Source organism: Actinoplanes sp. NPDC051537 (assembly GCF_055586105.1).
Genome location: NZ_JBVJIU010000007.1, coordinates 151,895 through 169,865, shown reverse-complemented (window position 1 = coordinate 169,865; position 17,971 = coordinate 151,895). Strand labels below are relative to the sequence as shown.

The window sequence follows — 17,971 nt, the reverse complement described above, 5'->3', positions numbered from 1 at the left end:
GGCCATGGACGAGACCGACCGCCGCGACTGGGGCCGGCGTTACGGCTGGCTCTTCGCGGCGGTGTGGCTGTTCTACCTGACCGAGCCGCTCAACGCGCTGCTCAAACAGCAGAACATGCTCTGGCGTACGGTCGGGATCGTCGCGCTGGTCGCGTTCGCGATCTCCTACCTGATGATGGTCCGGCTGGCCAGCATCGTGCGCCGCTCGCCGGTCCGGTCCCGCCCGTACGTGATGCGCGCCGCCGTCGGGATCGCCGTCATGCTGGGCCTGTTCGGCCTGACGGTCCCCGGCGCCGGCGCGCACGCCCTGTCCTGCCTGGTGTACATCGCCGCGTTCGGCATGGTGGCGCTGCCGCTGCCGTTCGGCATCTCGCTGGCGGTGTTCCTGACCGCGTTCTCCGAGACGCTGCCGGCGCTGGTGCCGGGCTGGCACGACAACGGCTACGGCCTGGCCGTGCTGCTCGGCTCGCTGGCCACCTACGGCATCCGGCTCGCCGCCGAGCGGCAGAGCCGGCTCACCGCCACCCAGCAGGAGCTGGCCGACCTGGCCGTGCAGAACGAGCGGGCCCGCATCGCCGCCGACCTGCACGACATCCTCGGCCACTCGCTGACCGTCGTCACCGTCAAGGCCGAGCTCGCCCAGCGGCTGCTCGACGTCGACCTCGACCGGGCCCGCAAGGAGCTCGCCGACCTGGAGAGCCTCGCCCGCGACGCCCTCGCCGACGTGCGGTCCACGGCGATGGGGGTGCGCGGCATCTCCCTGCCGGGCGAGATCGCCGCCGCCCGGGCGGCCCTGGCCGCCGCGAACGTGGAGGCGACCCTTCCCGGGGCCGCCGACGAGGTGCCCAGCCGCAACCGGGAGCTGTTCGCCTGGACGATCCGGGAGGCGGTCACCAACATCGTGCGGCACAGCCGGGCCCGGCACGCCTCGGTCGTGATCACCCCCGGCTGTGTGGAGATCGTCGACGACGGGATCGGCGCCGGTTCCCCGCCGGGGACCGACGGGCAGGGCCTGGCCGGGCTGCGCCGGCGGGCCGAGGCGCTGGGCGCGCAACTGACGGTCGGTCGCCGCGACGGCCGGCCGGGATTCCGGGTACGGGTGGAGGTCCCCACATGATCAAATTGCTGCTCGCCGACGACCAGGCCCTGGTCCGCGGCGCGATGGCCGCCCTGCTCGACATGGAGCCCGACCTCAAGGTGGTCGCCGAGGTGGGCCGCGGCGACGAGGTGCTGACCGCCGCCCGCGACCACGACATCGACGTCGCCCTGCTCGACGTGGAGATGCCCGGCCTCGACGGGGTCGCCGCCGCCCGCGAGCTGCACCGGCACCTGCCCAAGGTCAAGGTGCTGATGGTGACCACCTTCGGCCGGGCCGGCTACCTGCGCCAGGCGATGGCGGCCGGCGCGTCCGGGTTCATCGTCAAGGACACCCCGGCCCGGCAGCTCGCCGACGCCGTCCGCCGGGTGCAGGAGGGCCTGCGGGTCGTCGACCCCGAGCTCGCCGCCCAGTCCCTGGCCCAGGGCGAGTCCCCGCTGACCGAACGGGAGTCGGACGTGCTGCGCGCCGCCCGGGACGGCGGCACGGTCGCCGACATCGCCCGTGACCTGCGCCTTTCCGAGGGAACTGTGCGTAACCACCTGTCCTCGGCGATCGGCAAGACCGGGGCCCGCACCCGGGCCGAAGCGGTCCGGCTGGCGCTGGACAACGGCTGGCTGCTTTCTTGAGGGTTTTCCACCCGGCTTGAGAAAACCGGACCCGATGCAACCGGGCCGCAACCATGAGTGACCGTTCGTTGCACCCGGCGACGCGAAAAGTTCCCCCTGCAACCACACAGGGGGGAACCGAACATGAGCGCCGCTACGACGACCGTCACCCGCTCCGTCACCGCCGAGCAGGAGACGCTGATCCGGGAGAACATGGCTCTGGTCGGCCACATGGTCCGCGAGATGCTGTTCAAGGTTCCGCCCCACGTGCACCGCGACGACCTGGCCTCGGCCGGCTACACCGCGCTGGTGACGGCGGTCCGGGCGTACGACTCGTCCCGCGGCATCCCGTTCGGCCGGTTCGCCGCCGTCCGCGTCCGCGGCGCCCTGCTCGACGAGCTGCGCGGCATGGACTGGGCCACCCGCTCGGTGCGCTCCCGTGCCCGCCGCGCCGACACCGCCCGGCAGGAGCTGACCACCAAGCTGGGCCGCACCCCGACCCCGACCGAGCTGGCCGAGCTGCTCGGTGTCGCGGTCGCCGAGCTGGCCACCGTCGACGAGGACGTGCAGCGCGCCGCCGTCCTGTCGCTGCAGGGCTTCGCCGCCGGCTCGGCCGATGACATGGTCACCGAGACCTCCCTGAACCCGGAGGAGATGCTGCTGCACCGCGAGCGCATCGGTTACCTGCACGACGCCGTCGCCGTGCTGCCGGAGCGGCTGCGCTTCGTCGTCGAGGCGTCGTTCCTGCAGGAGCGGCCGCTGTCGGAGGTCGCCGGCGAGCTGGGCGTCACCGAGTCCCGCGTGTCGCAGCTGCGCACCGAGGCCCTCGCCCTGCTCAAGGACGGCCTGGCCACCCACATGGAGCAGCAGGAGACCGGCAAGGCCAAGGACGGCTGCGTCGCCCGCCGCCGCGCCGTCTACGCCGCGCAGATCGCCGCCCGCAGCACCCTGGCCACCCGCCTGTCGGCGACCGACGCGCAGGGCTTGCGCAAGGCTGCCTAATATCGCGGGCGTGACCTCTTCAGTGAGCGTGGTGGAGCTGCAGGACATCCGGGACGCGGCGCAGCGGATCGCGGGGGCGGCACATCGCACCCCCGTGCTCCGCTCCCGCACCCTCGACACGCTCGTCGGCGGCCGGGTGTACCTCAAGGCGGAGAACCTGCAGCGGGTCGGCGCGTTCAAGTTCCGCGGCGCCTACAACGCGATCGCCCGCCTCAGCCCCGACCAGCTGGCCCGCGGGATCGCCGCCTACTCGTCGGGCAACCACGCGCAGGCCGTCGCGCTCGCCGCCCACGAGGTCGGCAGCACCGCGGTGATCGTGATGCCGGCCGACACCCCGGCCGCCAAGCTCGACGCGGTGGCCGGCTACGGCGCCGAGATCATCACCTACGACCGGTACACCGAGAACCGCGAACAGATCGGCGCCGAGCTCGCGGCCTCCCGCGGGCTGGCGCTGATCCCGCCGTACGAGCACCCCGACGTCATCGCCGGGCAGGGCACCGCCGCGCTCGAGCTGCTCGAGGACGTCGGCGACCTCGACGTGCTGGTCGTGCCCGTCGGCGGGGGCGGGCTGATCGCCGGCAGCGCCACCGCGGCCAAGGGCCTGCAGCCCGGCATCAAGGTCATCGGGGTCGAGCCGGAAGCCGGCGACGACACCAAACGTTCCCTCGCCGCGGGGGAGCGGGTCACCATCCCGGTGCCCCGCACCATCGCCGACGGGCAGGCCGCCCCGATCCCCGGCGAGCTCACCTTCTCGGTCAACCGGCGCCTGGTCGACGACATCGTGCTGGTCACCGACGACGAGATCCGCGACGCGCTGCGCTTCGCCGTCGACCGCCTCAAGACCGTCCTGGAGCCCAGCGGCGCCTCCGGCCTGGCCGCCCTGCTCGCCGGCCGGCTCACGCCCGCTCCCGCCCGGATCGGTGTGATCCTCTCCGGGGGGAACGTCGGCGCCGCCCGGCTGGCGTCGCTACTCGCCTAACACCTTCGCCTCCACCGCCGGGTCCAGGCCCACCTGGTCCCGGTCGGTGCGCTGCGGCGCCCCACCCGGCAGCGACCGCAGCCACGTCCAGGTGTCGGCGACCGTGTCCCACACCGGCCGGCACCGCAGCCCCGCCGCGAGCGCCCGGGAGACGTCGCCGCGGTGCAGGAAGTCGTGGTCCGGGCCGGGCGGCAGCCAGATCGGCAGCTGCGTCCACGGCTGGATGCCGGCCGCCTCGATCACCGCCGGGTCCGTCCAGCGCAGCACCGCCCGCCGGCCGGTCACCTCGTTGGCGATGTCGAGCAGCTCACCCATGGTCGTGTGCCCCGACTCGCTGACCACGTTGAACGGGCCCTGGATCCGCGCGGCCGCCGCGTCGAGGGTGAAGATCGCCAGGTCGCGGGCGTCGATGTACTGCAACGGCAGGATCCGCGGCCCCGGCGCCAGCGTCGGACCGCCGCGGGCGAGCCGGTTCAGCCACCACGGCAGCCGCCCCACGTCCTCGCCCGGGCCCAGGATCAGCCCGGCCCGGGCCAACAGCACCGGGCCACCGAAGTCGGCCGCCGCCATCTCGCCACGCACCTTGTCACCGGCGTAGCCCGGTTCCTTCGGATCGGCCAGCGGCGCGCTCTCGGTGAGCGGCGGCGGCGTGCCCCAGCGATAGACGGAACGACTCGACACGTACGTGAAATGCCCGGCCTTGTCCCTCAGCAGCCGCGCCGCGCGACCGATCGCCCCGGCGCCCGCCGACCAGGTGTCGACGACCGCGTCCCAGCTGTCGCCGGTCTGCAACGCCGCGAGCCCGTCGGGCGCCAGCCGGTCACCGGTCAGCACCCGCACACCCGGCACCGCGTCGCGCAGACCACGGTTGAGGACCGTCACGTCGTCGCCGCGGGCGACCGCCTCCTCGGCGATCGCCCGGCCGACGAATCCCGATCCGCCCAGAATCAGCAGCTTCATGGCGATCGAGAATGCCCGATGCGCTTTCCCGGCGGAAGCTTCTATCGCTGAGAGCAGAACCTGGTGAGCGCCTCGACGACGAGCGCGTGGTCGTCGGCCTGGGGGAGTCCGGACACCGTGGCGACGGCGACGACCCCGACATTGCGGATCCTGATCGGGAAGGCGCCACCGTGGGCGGCGTAGTCCGCCGGATCCAGGCCCATCCCCGCGTTCAGCTCCTGGTCCTTCGCCGCCAGCCGGCGCCCGACCAGGTACGACGACGCCCCGAACCGCTCGACCACCCGCACCTTGCGCTCGATCCACCGGTCGTTGTCGGCCACCGCGCCGTTCTTCGCCGCGTGGAACACCTGCTGCGTGCCCCGCCGGATGTCGATCGCCACCGGCCGGTCGCCGGCCAGCTCCCACAGCAGCGCGCCGAGCCGCCACGCGTCCTCGTTGTCGAAGCGGTCGAGGACGAGATCCTGCTCCTGACGCTCCAGCTCGTTGATCAGTTCCATCGGCCCATCATTCCCTGGGCTTGCGGACCTTCTGCAGCCAGAGCCCCAGCATCGCCCCCGCCACGAAGATCAACGCCGAGCAGCACAGCAACTTGGCGAACATCGCTGGATCACCCCGTTCCGCTAGGGTCGGTACTCGTGCGCCTGGCCACCTTCAACCTGCTGCACGGCCGGTCACTGTCCGACGGGACGGTACACGCCGCCCGCGTGCACGACGCCATCGCCGACCTCGACGCCGACATCCTCGGCCTGCAGGAGGTCGACCGCGCCCAGCCCCGCAGCGGCCTGCTCGACCTCACCGCCATCGCCGCCGAGGCCCTCGGCGCACCCACCCACCGGTTCGCGGCCGCCGTCGTCGGCACCCCGGGGGAGACCTGGCACCCGTGGAGCTCCGCCGACGACAACGCCCACCCGCTCTACGGCATCGCCCTGGTCAGCCGCTACCCGGTGATCCGCTGGCAGATCACCGCCCTGCCCGGCGCGCCGATCCGCTCACCCGTCTACACCGGCGACGGCATCCGCATGCTCAAGGACGAACCCCGGGTGCTGCTCGCCGCCGTCCTCGACACCCCGGCCGGGCCGCTCACCGTCGCCACCACCCACCTGTCCTTCGTGCCCGGCTGGAACCTGCGGCAACTGCGCCACGCCGTCCGGGCCCTGCGCACCCTGCCCGGCCCCCGCATCCTGCTCGGCGACCTCAACATGCCCACCGGCCCGGTCCGCGCCGTCACCGGCTGGAAACCCCTGGCCAAGGCGCCCACGTTCCCCAGCCCGTCACCGCGCGCCCAGCTCGACCACATCCTCACCGACCCGCGCTTCGACGTCGGCCGGGTCGTTCAGGTCGCCACCCCGCACCCGCCCGTCTCCGACCACCGGCCGCTCATCGTGCAGCTGGACGCAGATACACGTCCTCCAGGCCGTCCTCCGGGTCCCACTGCTCGCCGACCTTCCTGAACCCGAAGCCGGCGATCGTCGCCCGCGAGCCCGCGTTGTCCGGGCGGATGCTCGCCCGTACCGCCGACACCGCCGGGTCCGCGTCGGTGCGCGCCAGCAGAGCCGCCAGCATCTGCTTGGCGTACCCGCGCCGCCGGTGCGCCGGATCCACCGAGTACGCCACCTCGACGATCCCCTCGGCGTCCGGCGGCCCGTGGAACCCGCCGTGCCCGACCACGACCCCGTCCGGCTCGGTGACCGCCGCCCGCGCGATCCAGTCCGCGCTCTCCGGGTCCTGCCGGATCTGCTCGAGACGGATCTCCCACAGCCAGCTCTCGTCGGCCAGGTACTGACTCAGGGCGATGCCCGCGGCCTCGCTCGCCCGGCCGAGGTCGCCCTCGATCAGGGCGGTCAGCGCGGCGGGGGAGAGCTTCACAAAACGAATCTCCGGCACGCCTCGCATGATCACACAGGGTGGTGATCATCGCCACGTAAGTTGTGCACAACCAAATTGCGCGCAATGATTACCGGCATGGAGGCCACCACCGGACTCGAACACATGATCTGCTTCGAGCTCTACGCCGCCAGCCGCGCCATGACCGCCCTCTACCGGCCGCTGCTCGACGACGCCGGCCTCACCTACCCCCAATACCTGGTCATGCGCGTCCTCTGGCACCGCAACCCGATCACCGTCCGCGACCTCGGCACCGCCCTGCGCCTCGACTCCGGCACCCTGTCACCCCTGCTCAAACGCCTCGAAACAGCCGGCTACCTGCGCCGCAGCCGCGGCACCACCGACGAGCGCACCGTCGTCATCGCGCCCACCCCCGCCGGCGCCTCGTTGCAAGATCAACTGTCCGAGGTACCCGAGCGCATCGCCTGCGCCGCCGGCCTCACCCTCGACGAATACCGCCAGCTGCACGACCTGCTCGGACGCATCCGAGCCAACTGAGAGGAACCCATGGAAGCCATCTACACCGCCTCCGCCACCGCCACCGGAGACGGCCGCAACGGCCACGTCCGCTCCGCCGACGGCGTCCTCGACTTCGACCTCGCCGTCCCCAAGGCGATGGGCGGACCCGGCGGCGACCTCACCAACCCCGAGGAGCTCTTCGCCGCCGGCTACGCCGCCTGCTTCCACAGCGCCCTCAAAGCCGCCGCCCGCCTCGCCAAAGTCACCCTCACCGACACCGCCGTCACCATCGACATCGGCGTCGGCCCCAACGACAAGGGCGGCTTCCAGCTCCAGGCCACCATCGAAGCCGAGATCGCCGGCGTCGACCCAGCGACCGCGCAGAGCCTGCTCGAGACCGCACACCAGCTCTGCCCGTACTCCAACGCCACCCGCGGCAACATCGACGTGCAGCTCTCGCTCGCCTAGATCTCCCGCAGCGCGCGGTTCGTGCGGTTCGCCCGCACCGCCGCGCGCTGCTGCGCCGCCGTCACCTCGATATACCCCTGCGACGTCGTCAACGACGCATGCCCCAGCAACCGCATGATCTCCGAAGCATTCGCCCCGTCCTCCGCCAGCCGCGTCGCGAACGTATGCCGCAACGCATGCAACTGCGCCCCCCGCGGCACCCGATCGGTCACGCCCGCCCGCCGGTAACAGGACTCCACCAGATACTGCAACCCACCCCGGCGCAGCGGAGCACCCTGGCGATCCACCAGCAGCGCATCCCGCGGACCCGCCCGCCCGAACCGCACCCGCCGGCTGTCCTGATACCGCTCGATCACCGCATCCAGCTCCGGCTCGATCGGCACCGCCCGCGGCCGCCCACCCTTACCGGCCACCTCCACCCGCCGCTCACCGGGCCGCCCCACAATGTCGGCGCTGCGCAACGCCAGCATCTCCGACAGCCGCAGCCCCGCACACAAGGCCAGCGCCAGCACCGCCACATCCCGCTCCGGCCACGGATCCCGCTGCCGCTCATCCGCACTGCGCACCGCCGACAGCAACTGCTCCGGCGTGTCCTCACCCCGCAACGGCTTGGGGGAGTAGGCCGCCAGCCGCGGCTTGTCGACCCCCGACATCGGATTGCCCGGCAACACCCGCTCGGTCACCAGAAACGTGAAGAACGCATTCCACGACGACCAGGCCCGCGCCACCGAGGCCGGCGCCCGGCTCCCGGCAAACCGCGCGAACCCCGCCCGCAGCGAACGAGGGGAGAGGTCACCCAGAGTGACATCCTTGCCGTCGCCGATCAGGTCGAGGACCGCCCGCAGATCACGCCGGTAGGCCTCAAGCGTGTGCACGGACGGTTTCCGCGTGGCGCGGGCCGCCAAGAACTCATCGACCAGCCCCGCCACACCGACGTCCCGTCCGTCCTGCATAAGGTATATTATGCAGCATTTAGATATATTTGTGCAGTGATATCCGGATCGGATTCGCGGGGTGCAGCCTGAGCGTCCGGGAGCGCCTAAGCGTCCGCGTCGCGGCTCGGGCAGGGTCACGCGTGCGCAATACCGCTCGGGCTTCCGCGAACGGTCGAGCGTCCGCAATACCGCTCGAGCTTCCGTGCCGAGGCCCGGGCCGTCGCGCGAACCAAGCCCGAGGTTTCCGGTGCGAGCACACGTGCTTGGGCGGCGAGTGCGGGGCGTTGCTGACGATCACCATGTTCCGGCCCGCGGCACCGGCCGCGCCAATTCTTGTGGCCGCCGCGGGTGCGGGCTTCTTGTCGCGCCCTTGGCGCACGCCGGGGCGGCAAACCTGCTCGGCTTCTGGCTGGTCGGGTTCCGTGAGCGCGATCCTGTCAGGATTTCGCCGGTCGGCACTCTCGCCCCGGCTCGTCCGCCACCCCTCTTCCCGTACTAGTTGACATAATGTCAATTATCGACCTGAGAAATTCTCGGGAACCGGGGTGGCGGTGGCGCGCGAGGATGAGCACCATGCCCGAGACGAACGCGCGCCCGTCCTACGTCGTGCTCCAGGAGATCGCGAGCGGCACCTGGCAACTGGTCGGTGAGGTGGAACGGCGTCCCGGTCTGCCGGCGCGCCGTGGGCGGGCTCGGGCGGTCGAGGACGCGCTGGGCCGGCCGCCCGGGGACGGTGAGCGCTATGTGGTGCTCCCCCGCAGTGAGTGGCGGGTCGGGCTGGACTGGTGAGTGTCGCGGGCGTTTCCCGCCGTACGTGCAACTGATGGTTGCGCTTTTGATGCCGTCGAGCTACCTTCATACGCAACCGATGGTTGCGAAAGGTGGCAGGGCACATGGAGTTCGGCACGCTGGAGCGGGAAATCCACATCGCGGCCTCCCCCGAGGTGGTCTTCGACGTGGTCAGCAGCCCGGAGCATCTGCGCGAGTGGTGGCCCGACGAGGCCGAGTACCCGGTCGTGGCGGGTGGTGCGGGGCGGATCGGATTCGGTCCCCACTGGGTCGGGTTCACGGTCGTGGACGCCGTACCTCCGCTGCGGTTCTCTTTTCGATGGACCCACGCGGTGGGTGAGCAGGCCGCCGAGGGCAACTCGTTCCTGGTGGTGTTCGAGCTGGAGCCGTTCGCGGGTGGCACGCGGCTGAAGATGACCGAGTCCGGGTTCCGGGAGCGGGGCTGGGCCGAGGCGACGGTCGCGGCCGAGTACATGGATCACGTGTCGGGCTGGGACGTCTTCATTCCCCGGCTGCCGGCGTACGCGGCGAAGGTGCAGGCGGCGTCGTGATGGTCGACGACGAGCTGTGGTCGGCCGTGGGTGACCCGACGCGGCGGCGGATGCTCGATCTTCTGCTGTCCGGTGGCGCGGGGACGGCGACGGGCCTCAGCGAGCATCTGCCGGTGACGCGGCAGGCGGTGACCAAGCATCTGGTGGTGCTGGATCGGGTGGGTCTGGTGCACGCGACGCCGGCCGGCCGGGAGAAGCAGTATCGCGTCGATCTCGCACAACTCGAGCGGGCGGTGACGCAGATGGCGGATGTGGGGGCGGCGTGGGACGCGCGGCTTCAGCGGATCAAGCGGATCGCCGAGTCGATCCAGAACAAGACCAAGTAGGGAGACGTACGGATCATGGCAGACATTCTTCATCGGATCGGTGTCGAGAACGCGTCGCCGGAGCGGGTGTACGAGGCGCTGACGACGCTGGACGGGTTGTCCGGGTGGTGGGCGGAGAAGACCAGTGGGGACACGGCGCCGGGCGGGGTGATCGAGTTCCGGTTCGTGCCGGGCGGGTTCGACATGAAGGTGGTCGAGCTCGAGCCGGGGCGGCTGGCGTTGTGGGAGGTGGTGGACGGGCCGGCGGAGTGGATCGGCACGTTCGTGCGGTGGGAGCTGCGGCAGGACGGTGACTGGACGATTCTGCTGTTCAAGCATGAGGGCTGGCGGGAGCCGGTGGAGTTCATGTACCACTGCTCGACGAAGTGGGCGACGTATCTGATGAGCCTGAAGCAGCTGATCGAGACGGGTGCGGGTGCGCCGGATCCGCGGGATGTGCCGATCAGCGACTGGCACTGACTCGCTTTTCTGTCGTACGCGGTCGCTAGGGTCCCCGGCATGGATGACATCGTCGGGGTCCGCTTCGAGCGGACCACTCTGTCCGGTCCGGTGTTCGAGCGGGTGGAGATCACCGGGGCCCGGTTCCGCAATGTGGAGTTCAAGGACGCCGAGATGCGTGGCGTCGACCTGCTCGGGGTGCGGCTGCGTGGCAGCATGCTCGACAACGTCGACATCAGCGGCGAGATCGGCCGGGTGACGATCAACGGGGTCGACATCGGGCCGTTGATCCGGGCCGAGCTGGAGCGCCGCCATCCCGACATGGTGAAGATGAAACCGGCGTCCGCGGAGGGGTTCCGGGAGGCGTGGGCGACGCTCGATCGGCTGTGGGCCGGCACGGTCGAGCGGGCGTCGCGGCTGGATCCGGAGCTGTTGCACGAGTCGGTGGACGGTGAGTGGTCGTTCATCCAGACGTTGCGGCACCTGGCGTTCGCGACGGAGTGCTGGGTGTTGCGCGCGATCGAGGGCGATCCGGCGCCGTGGGCGGCGTTGAGCCTGCCGTGGGACGAGATGGAGGAAACGCCCGGTGTCCCCCACGACCGCTCGGCGCGGCCGTCCCTGGCGGAGGCGCTGGCGTTGCGCGGGGACCGGTTCGAGCGGGTGCGGGTTTACCTGTCGACGCTGACCGACGACGACCTGCTTGCGGAGACGACGCCGGTGGCGGGTCCGGGCTGGCCGCCGGAGCGGAGTTTCCCGGTGCGCAAGTGCCTGGAGGTGGTGCTCAACGAGGAGTGGCAGCATCGCATGTTCGCCGAGCGTGATTTGGCGGTGCTGGAGGTGGGGTCGAAGTAGGCGCCCCTTCTGGCCGTGGTGTCCGCCGCTCCCCCGCGCTCACGTTCGTTTCGTCCTCGGCTCCCCCGCGCTCGCGTCGGTTTCGTCCTCGGCTCCCCCGGGCTCGCGTCCGTTTTGTCCTCGGCTCCCCCCGGGCTCGCATCCCGTTTCGGCCGAGGCTCTCCCGGCGCCGGTAACCGTTTCGGTGGGGGCGCCCTGGTGCCGGCATCCGTCTTGAGCGGGAGGCGGGGCGGGTGGCGGGGTTCCTAGGATCGGCCCTCATGGTGATCACGCGGAACGCGGCCGTCGCGGGTGTGGCCGGTGGGGTGCTGCTGGGCGTCGCCGACTTCGTCTGGATCAGGTTCGTGCCGTTCCCGCTCGGCGGGTTGGGCAATGCGACCGCGGTGTGGGCGGTGGCGGCGTTCTGGCTGACCTTCCGGGCGCGCTGGGGGTGGTGGGGCAGCGCCGTCGCCGCGGTGCTGATGCTGGTGGTGGCGGTGCCGTCGTACTACGTGGCGGCGACCCTGATCCAGGATGACGACTTGGCCAACGCTTACGGCTCGTATGCGTTGCTGTGGATGGGGTTCGCGCTGGTGGCGGGCGTGGTGTTCGGGGTGGGGGGTGCGCTGGCCCGGGGGTCGGGGGCTTCGCGGGACGCCGGGGCTTTGTCGGAAGCATCGCGGCCATCGGGAGCATCGCGGTCGGGTGGCGCACAGCCGCGGCGAGAGGTCTCGTCGGAAGCATCTCCCCCGCCGGGAACCGCGCTCGGTGTGGGGGCATCGCCGCATGCAGGGGTTTCGCAGGCGGTCGAGGCTCCGCGGGTGCCAGAGGCGCTGTGGCGGCCGGAGACACCGTCACGGCCGGAGAGGCCACCGCAGCCGGAGGCACCATCACGGCCCGAGACGACACCGCAGCCGGAGGCACCATCACGGCCCGAGACGACACCGCGCCCGGAGACGGAACGGCGAGCGGTGACGACGCGGCGAGCGGAGGTCGTGCGGTGGGTGGCATTGGCGCTGCCGGGGGCGGTGCTCTTCGCGGAGGCGGCGCTCGAGGCGCTGCGGATCGGCGACCCGTCCTACGGAGTGGCCGGCCCGCTGGAGTTCGCCGGGCTGCTGGTGGTGCTGGGCCTGGCGATGACCGTGCTGGTGGTGCGTGGGTGGGGCGCCCGGGAGTGGGCCGGGCGTGGGCTGGTGCTGGTGGTCGCGCTGCCGGTGGCGGTGGTCGGGTGGGTGCTGATGGTGGTTACCGGGTTCAGGTGAGGACGTACAGGAATTCCTCCACTCCGTCGGGTGCGGTGGATTTGGTCTCGGGGTGGAAGCCGCATTTGCTCAGCACCCGGATCGAGCCGGTGTTGTGGGCCGCCACGTGCGCGTGCAGCGGGCGCTCGGGCATCTCGGCGACCAGGTGGGCCAGTGCTGTGGTGGCGATGCCGCGGCCCCAGAACTCGCGGCCGAAGAAGTAGCCGATCAGGTGCCGCCCGTCGGCGGGCCAGGAGCAGATGTAGCCGGCGACTGCGCCGTTCGCCTCGACGGTGCGGACGGTCAGGGTGTCGTCGGCGCGGATTTTCGCGAAGTGCGCGTCGAACGTGTCGCGGTCGCGGGCGGGGAAGGCGGCCATCTCGACGGCTTCCGGGTCGGTCTGGTGTCGGTAGAGCGTGTCGAGGTCGCCGTCCTCGACCGCCCGGAGATGTATCTGGTCGGTCACTCGTCGCGTCCCTCCGCTCGGCTGGGTCCAGCTTGGGGTCTCCCCCAGGGGGAGAGTCAAGAGGGAGAGTCCAGAGGGAGAGTCAAGGCCGGCGCCGAGATTGCCGAGGTCAGCTGGCGGCCCTCGGATGGGTGGAGCGCGACAGGCGCGCGTATAGGTAAGCAGAGCCGGGGGTTCAGCCCTGCAGTACCGGCGTCGCGAGCATGGTGGTGAGCTGGTCGGCGCTCAGGGGCCGGGCGAAGTGGTAGCCCTGCGCGTGGTGGTAGCCGAGCGCCGACAGCCGGGATGCCTGGTCGGCGGTTTCCACGCCTTCGGCGACGATGTCCAGGTCGACGGCGCGGGCCAGGGCGATCACCGCGGCCGGCATGGTGTCGCGCAGGCCGCTGGTGGTGCCCTGGGTGAAGGAGCGGTCGAGTTTCAGCTGGTCGACGGGCAGCTCGTGCAGCAGGGTGAGCGTGGACTGGCCGGTGCCGAAGTCGTCGAGGGCGATCCGCACGCCCATCTCGCGGAGCACGTGCAGGGTCGCGACCGACGAGCCGGCGCCGAGTTCGACGGCGGTGGTTTCGGTGATCTCCAGGGTGAGGCGGGCGGCGGGGACGCCGGTTTCGAGCAGGGTCGCCGCTACCCGGTCGGCGAAGCCGGGGTCGGACAGCTGGCGGGCGGTCACGTTGACGTTGAGGATCCCGGGCGCGTCCGAGCCGTACTCGGAAGACCAGGATGCGAGCTGGGCGCAGGCGGATCGCAGCACCCAGTCGCCGAGGGGGACGATCAGGCCGGTGCGTTCGGCGACCGGGATGAAGTCGGCGGGCGGGATGGTGCCGCGGGTCGGGTGGGCCCAGCGGACCAGGGCTTCGACGCCGCGCAGGCGGCCGTCGGCGAGGTGCACGATCGGCTGGTATTCCAGGAACAGGTGCTCGTCGGCGAGGGCGCGCTGCAGTTGGGCGCCGGTGGCGGCGGTGTCGGCGACGGCGTTGGCCATGCCGGCCCGGTAGCGCTGGTAGGCGCTGCCGCTGACGTTCTTGGCGGCGTACATGGCGATGTCGGCGCGGCGCAGCAGGTCGGCGCCGGCGTCGCCGCCGCGGCCGGTGGCGATGCCGATGCTGGCCCGCACGAGCAGGTCGTGGCCGTCGGCGAGGACGGGTTCGGCGAGGGCGGCGATCATGCGGCGGGCGGCGCCCTCGGCGTCGGCGCCGGTGACGTTGTCGAGCAGCACGACGAACTCGTCGCCGCCGAGGCGGGCCACGGTGTCGCCGGGGCGTACCGCGTTCGACAGGCGGGCGGCGACGGCGATGAGCAGGGCGTCGCCGGCGCCGTGGCCGAGGGTGTCGTTGACGGTTTTGAAGTCGTCGAGGTCGATGAGGGCGACGCTGACCGGGCGGCCGGGGCGGGCCGGGTCGAGGGCGGCGTCGAGGCGCTGGTGGAACAGGGCCCGGTTGGGCAGGCCGGTGAGGGCGTCGTGGGTGGCGGAGTGGTCGAGCCGGTCGAGCAGGTGGGCGTTCTCCCGGAACGCGGCGAGCTGCCGCCAGACGACGAGGCCGGTGAGGGCCACGGCGGCGCTCGCGACGATGAGGGTGTCGCGGTCGCCGTCGAGGATGCAGACCAGCAGCAGGGCGTCGATGCCGGCGATGGCGAGGTAGGGCAGGCGGCTGAACGGGCGGGTGGTGGCGGCGCGCGGGGCTTCGCCGGCGGCGAGGGCGCGGCGTTGCTGTTCGGCGCCGGCGGTCGCGCAGATCATGACGAGCGGGATGACGAGCTGGGCGACGTTGAGGTCGGGGCGGCCGACGATGAACTGCTGGACGACGCTGCTGAGGCCGCCGCCGAGCAGGCCGGCGGCGAACAGTTGCAGGGAGCGGCGGGCGATGTGGGCGCGGCCGGCGAGGGTGACCTTGACGATGGCGAAGACGGTGAGCTGCTCGAGCAGGCCGGTGAGGGTGACCATCAGCAGCGGGGTGCTGTGGTAGCCGGTCTTGTCGAGCATCGGGTGGGCCTGGAAGTGCCACATGAACACGGCCACGCCGACGAGCACGGTTCCGGCGTCGAGGCTGACGCGCAGCAGGTCGCGGCGTCCGGTGACGCCCAGGGGCAGGCGGCACAAACTCCAGAGCAGGACAAGGACGGCGCCGGCGTACGCGGTGACGGTCGGTACCGACATTTCCTGGGTGGGCGTGTCGGCGAGCAGGGTGTCGCCGGCGTTGAGGGTGGCGCCGAGGCAGACCAGCGCGCAGGTCAGGGCCAGGTCGCGCCAGAAGCGGCGGGTGGCGGCGGACAGGCCGGGGGTGCGGGCGACCCGGGCGGCGACCACGCCGGGGATGACGGCGGAGACGGGCGCGGCGATCCACAGCAGGGCGGCCGGGCCGTGCGGGCCGGCGAGGTTCGCGGCGAACACGGCGACGGCGAACGCCGCCACGCCGATGGAGGCGACGACGGACGCGTTGCGCCGGAGCGTCCCGGACTTCATGACCCCAACCCCCGCCTCATCCGTCAGTGCTGACCTGATCGGCGGGGTGGCGCTTTCATCTGAGCTTTATGGGTAGGTTCTGCGGGTGCGGGTTCGTTGGATCACCGGGTTTCTGGATACGCCGTCGCGGGATGCCGAGCCGTTCTGGCTGGCGGTGACGGGTACGACGTTGTCGGCGCGCCGGGACGGCGGGGTGTTCGCGACGCTGGTGCCGGCGGAGGGTGACGCGTGCCTGCGGGTGCAGGTGACCGGGCCGGGGGCGCATCTGGATCTGCACGTGGACGAGGTGCGGCCGGCGGCGGCGGAGGCGGCCGGGTTCGGTGCGGCGGTCGTCGACGACGCCGGTGATCTGGTGGTGCTGCGCTCCCCCGCGGGCATCGGGTTCTGCCTGGTGCGCTGGCACGGTGAGGCGGTCCGCCCGGCGCCGGTCGGCTGGCCCGGCGGGCAGACGAGCACGGTCGACCAGCTGTGTCTGGACATTCCTTTGCCCGCGTACGAGGAGGAAGTCGCGTTCTGGGCATCGATGACCGGGTGGGCGCTCGGACGGTCGGACCGTCCCGAGTTCCGTTTCCTGTCGGGCGGCCCGGCGATGCCGTTGCGGCTGCTCCTGCAACGGCTGGGTTCCGGTGCTCCGGGCGTACATCTGGATCTGGCCTGTGATGCCGTTGACCTCGAAGTTGATCGTCATGTGGGGCTCGGGGCGGTGGTGGTGCGGCGGGTGCCCGGGGATTGGACGACGTTGCGGGACCCGGCCGGGCGCGAGTACTGCGTGACCGCCCGTTCGCCGCGCCCGTGATCAGGTTTCGGGGGTGCCGTGCGCCCAGATGATGCCGCCATGGGTGGTGACCTGCGCGGTCAGGCCGAGGCCGGGCAGCGCGGCGAGCTCGTGCGGCTGCCAGTAGCGTTTGACGATCTCGAAGCGGCGGCCGTCGTTGAGGGTGCGTTGCTGCAGGTCGCCGGTGGTGCGCCGGTAGTGGTAGCTGTCGATCAGGAAGATCCGGCCGCCGGGGCGCAGGGCGCCGGTGACCAGGCGCCAGAACGCGTCGAGGCGGTCCTCGGGCACGTGCGACAGCCAGTAGGCGAAGAACACGGTGTCGAAGGCGCGCGGCGGCGGGGTCCAGCCGAACAGGTCGGCCTGCACGTAGTCGACGGCCCTGCCGGTGATGCGGCGGCGGTTGATCTCGAGCGTTTCGGTGTTCGCGTCGACGGCGGTCACGTGCGTGGCGTGGCGGACCAGGCGTTCGGTCCACCAGCCGGTGCCGGCGGCCAGTTCGAGGACGTCGCCGGTGGGCGCGAACGTGTCGAGGGCGTGCGCGACCTGGTCGATGTCGGCGAACCAGCCGGCGCGTTCCCGCTCGTCGCCGGTGGCCGTGCTGCCCCTGGCGCTGCCACCACTGGTCGTACTCCGGGGCGCGGTGCCGGTAATACTCGCGTTGCTGCGCCAACAGGTCCACGTCGATGACGTTATCGGCGCGGGCAACGGGATTTTGTCGTAGCCGCCTGGTAGAACTTTGGCACAAACGTTCGAACGATGTGGGAGGGTACCGATGGCGGCCCCGGGGCTGAGCACGCAGGAGCTGACGACGATCCGCGACACGCTCGCGGCGGGCCGCAGGCCCAAGGTGCAGTTCACCGACTCGGCGGGACAGATCGCCGGGCAGATCGGGCAGGTGGTGGCGCTGGCGGACCCGGCCGTCGCCGATGAGTGGGTGGTGGTGCGGTTCGGGCGGGATGAGCTGCCCTTCTCCCCTGCTGATCTGCGCGTTGCTCCGCGGGGGGCGGCCGCCAAGAAGGCGGCGGCTCCGGTCGCGCCGGTCGCGCCGGCGATGCCGGAGTTCGTCATCGACAAGCCGGTGCCGGCGAGGGTGGCGGCGGCGAAACCCGGGGCAGCAGGCGCGAAGCCTTTGGGGGCGGCCGCGAAACCGGCGGGGGCGGCAGCGAAGCCTTCGGGGGCGGCCGCGAAGCCGGCGGCCGCGTTGTCCGCTGAGGCGAAGCCTGGGGCCGCGAGGTCTGTCGTCACGGCGTCGCCCGTCGCGGGATCGGCGGTGAAGGGCGCGGCGGTCACGCCGGTCGACGGGATGGCGCGCGAGGATAAGCCGGGCGCGCCCGCGCCCGCGCCGCGGAAGGGTGGAGACGACGTGGCAGAGGCAGCGCCCCGCAAGGCGGCCCGGCCGGCGAAGGTGAAACCGGTGCCGTCGCTGACGGTGACCTTGGCGTACGGCGAGGGCGAGTGGACCGTGTCGGCCGCGCAGGGGGCGAAGGTGCTGGCCAAGCCGTACACGGTGCGGCCCGCCGAGGCGCTGCGGATGGTGTCGCTGGTCGACGTGCCCGGGGTGCAGGAGGCGGTGGAGCACATCCTGTCCGCCGAGCGGGCCGAGGCCGAGCAGCAGGCGCAGCGGTTGCGGGCCGAGCTGGCCGAGGTGGAGGCGCGGCTGGCGGAGCTGGGTGAGGCGGGCGGCGGGAGCTGAGCCGGGGCCACT

General features: G+C 71.9%; 22 protein-coding genes. 15 read left to right on the top strand and 7 right to left on the bottom strand.

Going from position 1 to position 17,971, the window contains the following annotated elements:
* The first annotated feature begins 4 nt into the window (after positions 1 to 4).
* The 4 genes from ACZ6TB_RS18565 (at position 5) to ACZ6TB_RS18550 (ending at position 3,685) form a co-directional block, all read left to right on the top strand.
* Positions 5 to 1,117: a sensor histidine kinase gene (locus ACZ6TB_RS18565; RefSeq protein ID WP_465555741.1), complete on the top strand. Its 1,113-nt coding sequence runs from the start codon at positions 5 to 7 to the stop codon at positions 1,115 to 1,117.
* Positions 1,114 to 1,725 carry a response regulator gene (locus ACZ6TB_RS18560; RefSeq protein ID WP_465555740.1) on the top strand — a complete coding sequence of 204 codons (612 nt, stop codon included), beginning with the start codon at positions 1,114 to 1,116 and terminating at the stop codon, positions 1,723 to 1,725. Before ACZ6TB_RS18565 ends, ACZ6TB_RS18560 begins: the two co-directional genes overlap by 4 nt.
* A 123-nt stretch (positions 1,726 to 1,848) precedes the next feature.
* The gene (locus ACZ6TB_RS18555; protein ID WP_465555739.1) at positions 1,849 to 2,706 is read left to right on the top strand and encodes a sigma-70 family RNA polymerase sigma factor; all 858 of its coding nucleotides are present in this window, start codon (positions 1,849 to 1,851) and stop codon (positions 2,704 to 2,706) included.
* A gap of 10 nt (positions 2,707 to 2,716) precedes the next feature.
* The gene (locus tag ACZ6TB_RS18550) at positions 2,717 to 3,685 is read left to right on the top strand and encodes a pyridoxal-phosphate dependent enzyme (RefSeq protein ID WP_465555738.1); all 969 of its coding nucleotides are present in this window, start codon (positions 2,717 to 2,719) and stop codon (positions 3,683 to 3,685) included.
* Here ACZ6TB_RS18550 and ACZ6TB_RS18545 read toward each other — a convergent pair.
* A complete protein-coding gene (locus tag ACZ6TB_RS18545; protein WP_465555737.1) occupies positions 3,674 to 4,645 on the bottom strand; it encodes an NAD-dependent epimerase/dehydratase family protein in 972 nt (323 codons plus the stop codon). The two genes, ACZ6TB_RS18550 and ACZ6TB_RS18545, sit on opposite strands and share 12 nt — an antisense overlap.
* A 41-nt stretch (positions 4,646 to 4,686) precedes the next feature.
* Positions 4,687 to 5,142 (bottom strand): heme-degrading domain-containing protein, encoded by a 456-nt coding sequence (locus ACZ6TB_RS18540; protein ID WP_465555736.1) that lies wholly within the window; start codon positions 5,140 to 5,142, stop codon positions 4,687 to 4,689.
* Positions 5,143 to 5,280: 138 nt separating this feature from the next.
* On the opposite strand from ACZ6TB_RS18540, the gene ACZ6TB_RS18535 reads away from it, so the two are divergent.
* The gene (locus ACZ6TB_RS18535) at positions 5,281 to 6,096 is read left to right on the top strand and encodes an endonuclease/exonuclease/phosphatase family protein (protein ID WP_465555735.1); all 816 of its coding nucleotides are present in this window, start codon (positions 5,281 to 5,283) and stop codon (positions 6,094 to 6,096) included.
* On the opposite strand, the gene ACZ6TB_RS18530 is transcribed toward ACZ6TB_RS18535, so the two are convergent.
* On the bottom strand, positions 6,023 to 6,538 hold the full coding sequence (locus tag ACZ6TB_RS18530; RefSeq protein ID WP_465555734.1) for a GNAT family N-acetyltransferase: 516 nt from the start codon (positions 6,536 to 6,538) through the stop codon (positions 6,023 to 6,025). The genes ACZ6TB_RS18535 and ACZ6TB_RS18530 overlap by 74 nt on opposite strands.
* Before the next feature lie 69 nt (positions 6,539 to 6,607).
* On the opposite strand from ACZ6TB_RS18530, the gene ACZ6TB_RS18525 reads away from it, so the two are divergent.
* Positions 6,608 to 7,027, top strand: a complete 420-nt coding sequence (locus tag ACZ6TB_RS18525; protein ID WP_465555733.1) for a MarR family winged helix-turn-helix transcriptional regulator — start codon at positions 6,608 to 6,610, stop codon at positions 7,025 to 7,027.
* Positions 7,028 to 7,036: 9 nt separating this feature from the next.
* Positions 7,037 to 7,456, top strand: a complete 420-nt coding sequence (locus tag ACZ6TB_RS18520) for an organic hydroperoxide resistance protein (RefSeq protein ID WP_465555732.1) — start codon at positions 7,037 to 7,039, stop codon at positions 7,454 to 7,456.
* Here ACZ6TB_RS18520 and ACZ6TB_RS18515 read toward each other — a convergent pair.
* On the bottom strand, positions 7,453 to 8,409 hold the full coding sequence (locus tag ACZ6TB_RS18515) for a tyrosine-type recombinase/integrase (protein ID WP_465555731.1): 957 nt from the start codon (positions 8,407 to 8,409) through the stop codon (positions 7,453 to 7,455). The genes ACZ6TB_RS18520 and ACZ6TB_RS18515 overlap by 4 nt on opposite strands.
* A 555-nt stretch (positions 8,410 to 8,964) precedes the next feature.
* Between ACZ6TB_RS18515 and ACZ6TB_RS18510 the strand changes: the two genes are divergently transcribed.
* The 6 genes from ACZ6TB_RS18510 to ACZ6TB_RS18485 all read left to right on the top strand — a co-directional run bounded on the left by ACZ6TB_RS18510 (position 8,965) and on the right by ACZ6TB_RS18485 (position 12,588).
* Complete coding sequence (locus ACZ6TB_RS18510) at positions 8,965 to 9,180, top strand: hypothetical protein (RefSeq protein ID WP_465555730.1); 216 nt, start codon at positions 8,965 to 8,967, stop codon at positions 9,178 to 9,180.
* 104 nt (positions 9,181 to 9,284) lie between these two features.
* On the top strand, positions 9,285 to 9,731 hold the full coding sequence (locus tag ACZ6TB_RS18505) for an SRPBCC domain-containing protein (RefSeq protein ID WP_465555729.1): 447 nt from the start codon (positions 9,285 to 9,287) through the stop codon (positions 9,729 to 9,731).
* On the top strand, positions 9,731 to 10,057 hold the full coding sequence (locus ACZ6TB_RS18500) for an ArsR/SmtB family transcription factor (protein WP_465555728.1): 327 nt from the start codon (positions 9,731 to 9,733) through the stop codon (positions 10,055 to 10,057). The genes ACZ6TB_RS18505 and ACZ6TB_RS18500 overlap by 1 nt, the downstream gene beginning before the upstream one ends.
* Before the next feature lie 15 nt (positions 10,058 to 10,072).
* The gene (locus ACZ6TB_RS18495) at positions 10,073 to 10,516 is read left to right on the top strand and encodes an SRPBCC family protein (protein WP_465555727.1); all 444 of its coding nucleotides are present in this window, start codon (positions 10,073 to 10,075) and stop codon (positions 10,514 to 10,516) included.
* Between the two features lie 39 nt (positions 10,517 to 10,555).
* Positions 10,556 to 11,347, top strand: a complete 792-nt coding sequence (locus ACZ6TB_RS18490) for a DinB family protein (RefSeq protein WP_465555726.1) — start codon at positions 10,556 to 10,558, stop codon at positions 11,345 to 11,347.
* A gap of 260 nt (positions 11,348 to 11,607) precedes the next feature.
* On the top strand, positions 11,608 to 12,588 hold the full coding sequence (locus ACZ6TB_RS18485; RefSeq protein ID WP_465555725.1) for a DUF6518 family protein: 981 nt from the start codon (positions 11,608 to 11,610) through the stop codon (positions 12,586 to 12,588).
* Here the strand turns inward: ACZ6TB_RS18485 and ACZ6TB_RS18480 are convergent.
* Both ACZ6TB_RS18480 and ACZ6TB_RS18475 read right to left on the bottom strand, forming a co-directional pair.
* Positions 12,581 to 13,033, bottom strand: a complete 453-nt coding sequence (locus tag ACZ6TB_RS18480; protein ID WP_465555724.1) for a GNAT family N-acetyltransferase — start codon at positions 13,031 to 13,033, stop codon at positions 12,581 to 12,583. The two genes, ACZ6TB_RS18485 and ACZ6TB_RS18480, sit on opposite strands and share 8 nt — an antisense overlap.
* 175 nt (positions 13,034 to 13,208) lie before the next feature.
* Positions 13,209 to 15,491, bottom strand: a complete 2,283-nt coding sequence (locus ACZ6TB_RS18475; protein WP_465555723.1) for a putative bifunctional diguanylate cyclase/phosphodiesterase — start codon at positions 15,489 to 15,491, stop codon at positions 13,209 to 13,211.
* An 85-nt stretch (positions 15,492 to 15,576) separates the two neighbouring features.
* On the opposite strand from ACZ6TB_RS18475, the gene ACZ6TB_RS18470 reads away from it, so the two are divergent.
* Entirely contained in the window at positions 15,577 to 16,287 is a 711-nt protein-coding gene (locus ACZ6TB_RS18470) for a VOC family protein (RefSeq protein ID WP_465555722.1), read from the top strand.
* On the opposite strand, the gene ACZ6TB_RS18465 is transcribed toward ACZ6TB_RS18470, so the two are convergent.
* Positions 16,288 to 16,971 (bottom strand): class I SAM-dependent methyltransferase, encoded by a 684-nt coding sequence (locus ACZ6TB_RS18465; RefSeq protein WP_465555721.1) that lies wholly within the window; start codon positions 16,969 to 16,971, stop codon positions 16,288 to 16,290.
* A gap of 67 nt (positions 16,972 to 17,038) precedes the next feature.
* Between ACZ6TB_RS18465 and ACZ6TB_RS18460 the strand changes: the two genes are divergently transcribed.
* A complete protein-coding gene (locus ACZ6TB_RS18460) occupies positions 17,039 to 17,959 on the top strand; it encodes a hypothetical protein (protein ID WP_465555720.1) in 921 nt (306 codons plus the stop codon).
* Positions 17,960 to 17,971 lie beyond the last annotated feature (12 nt).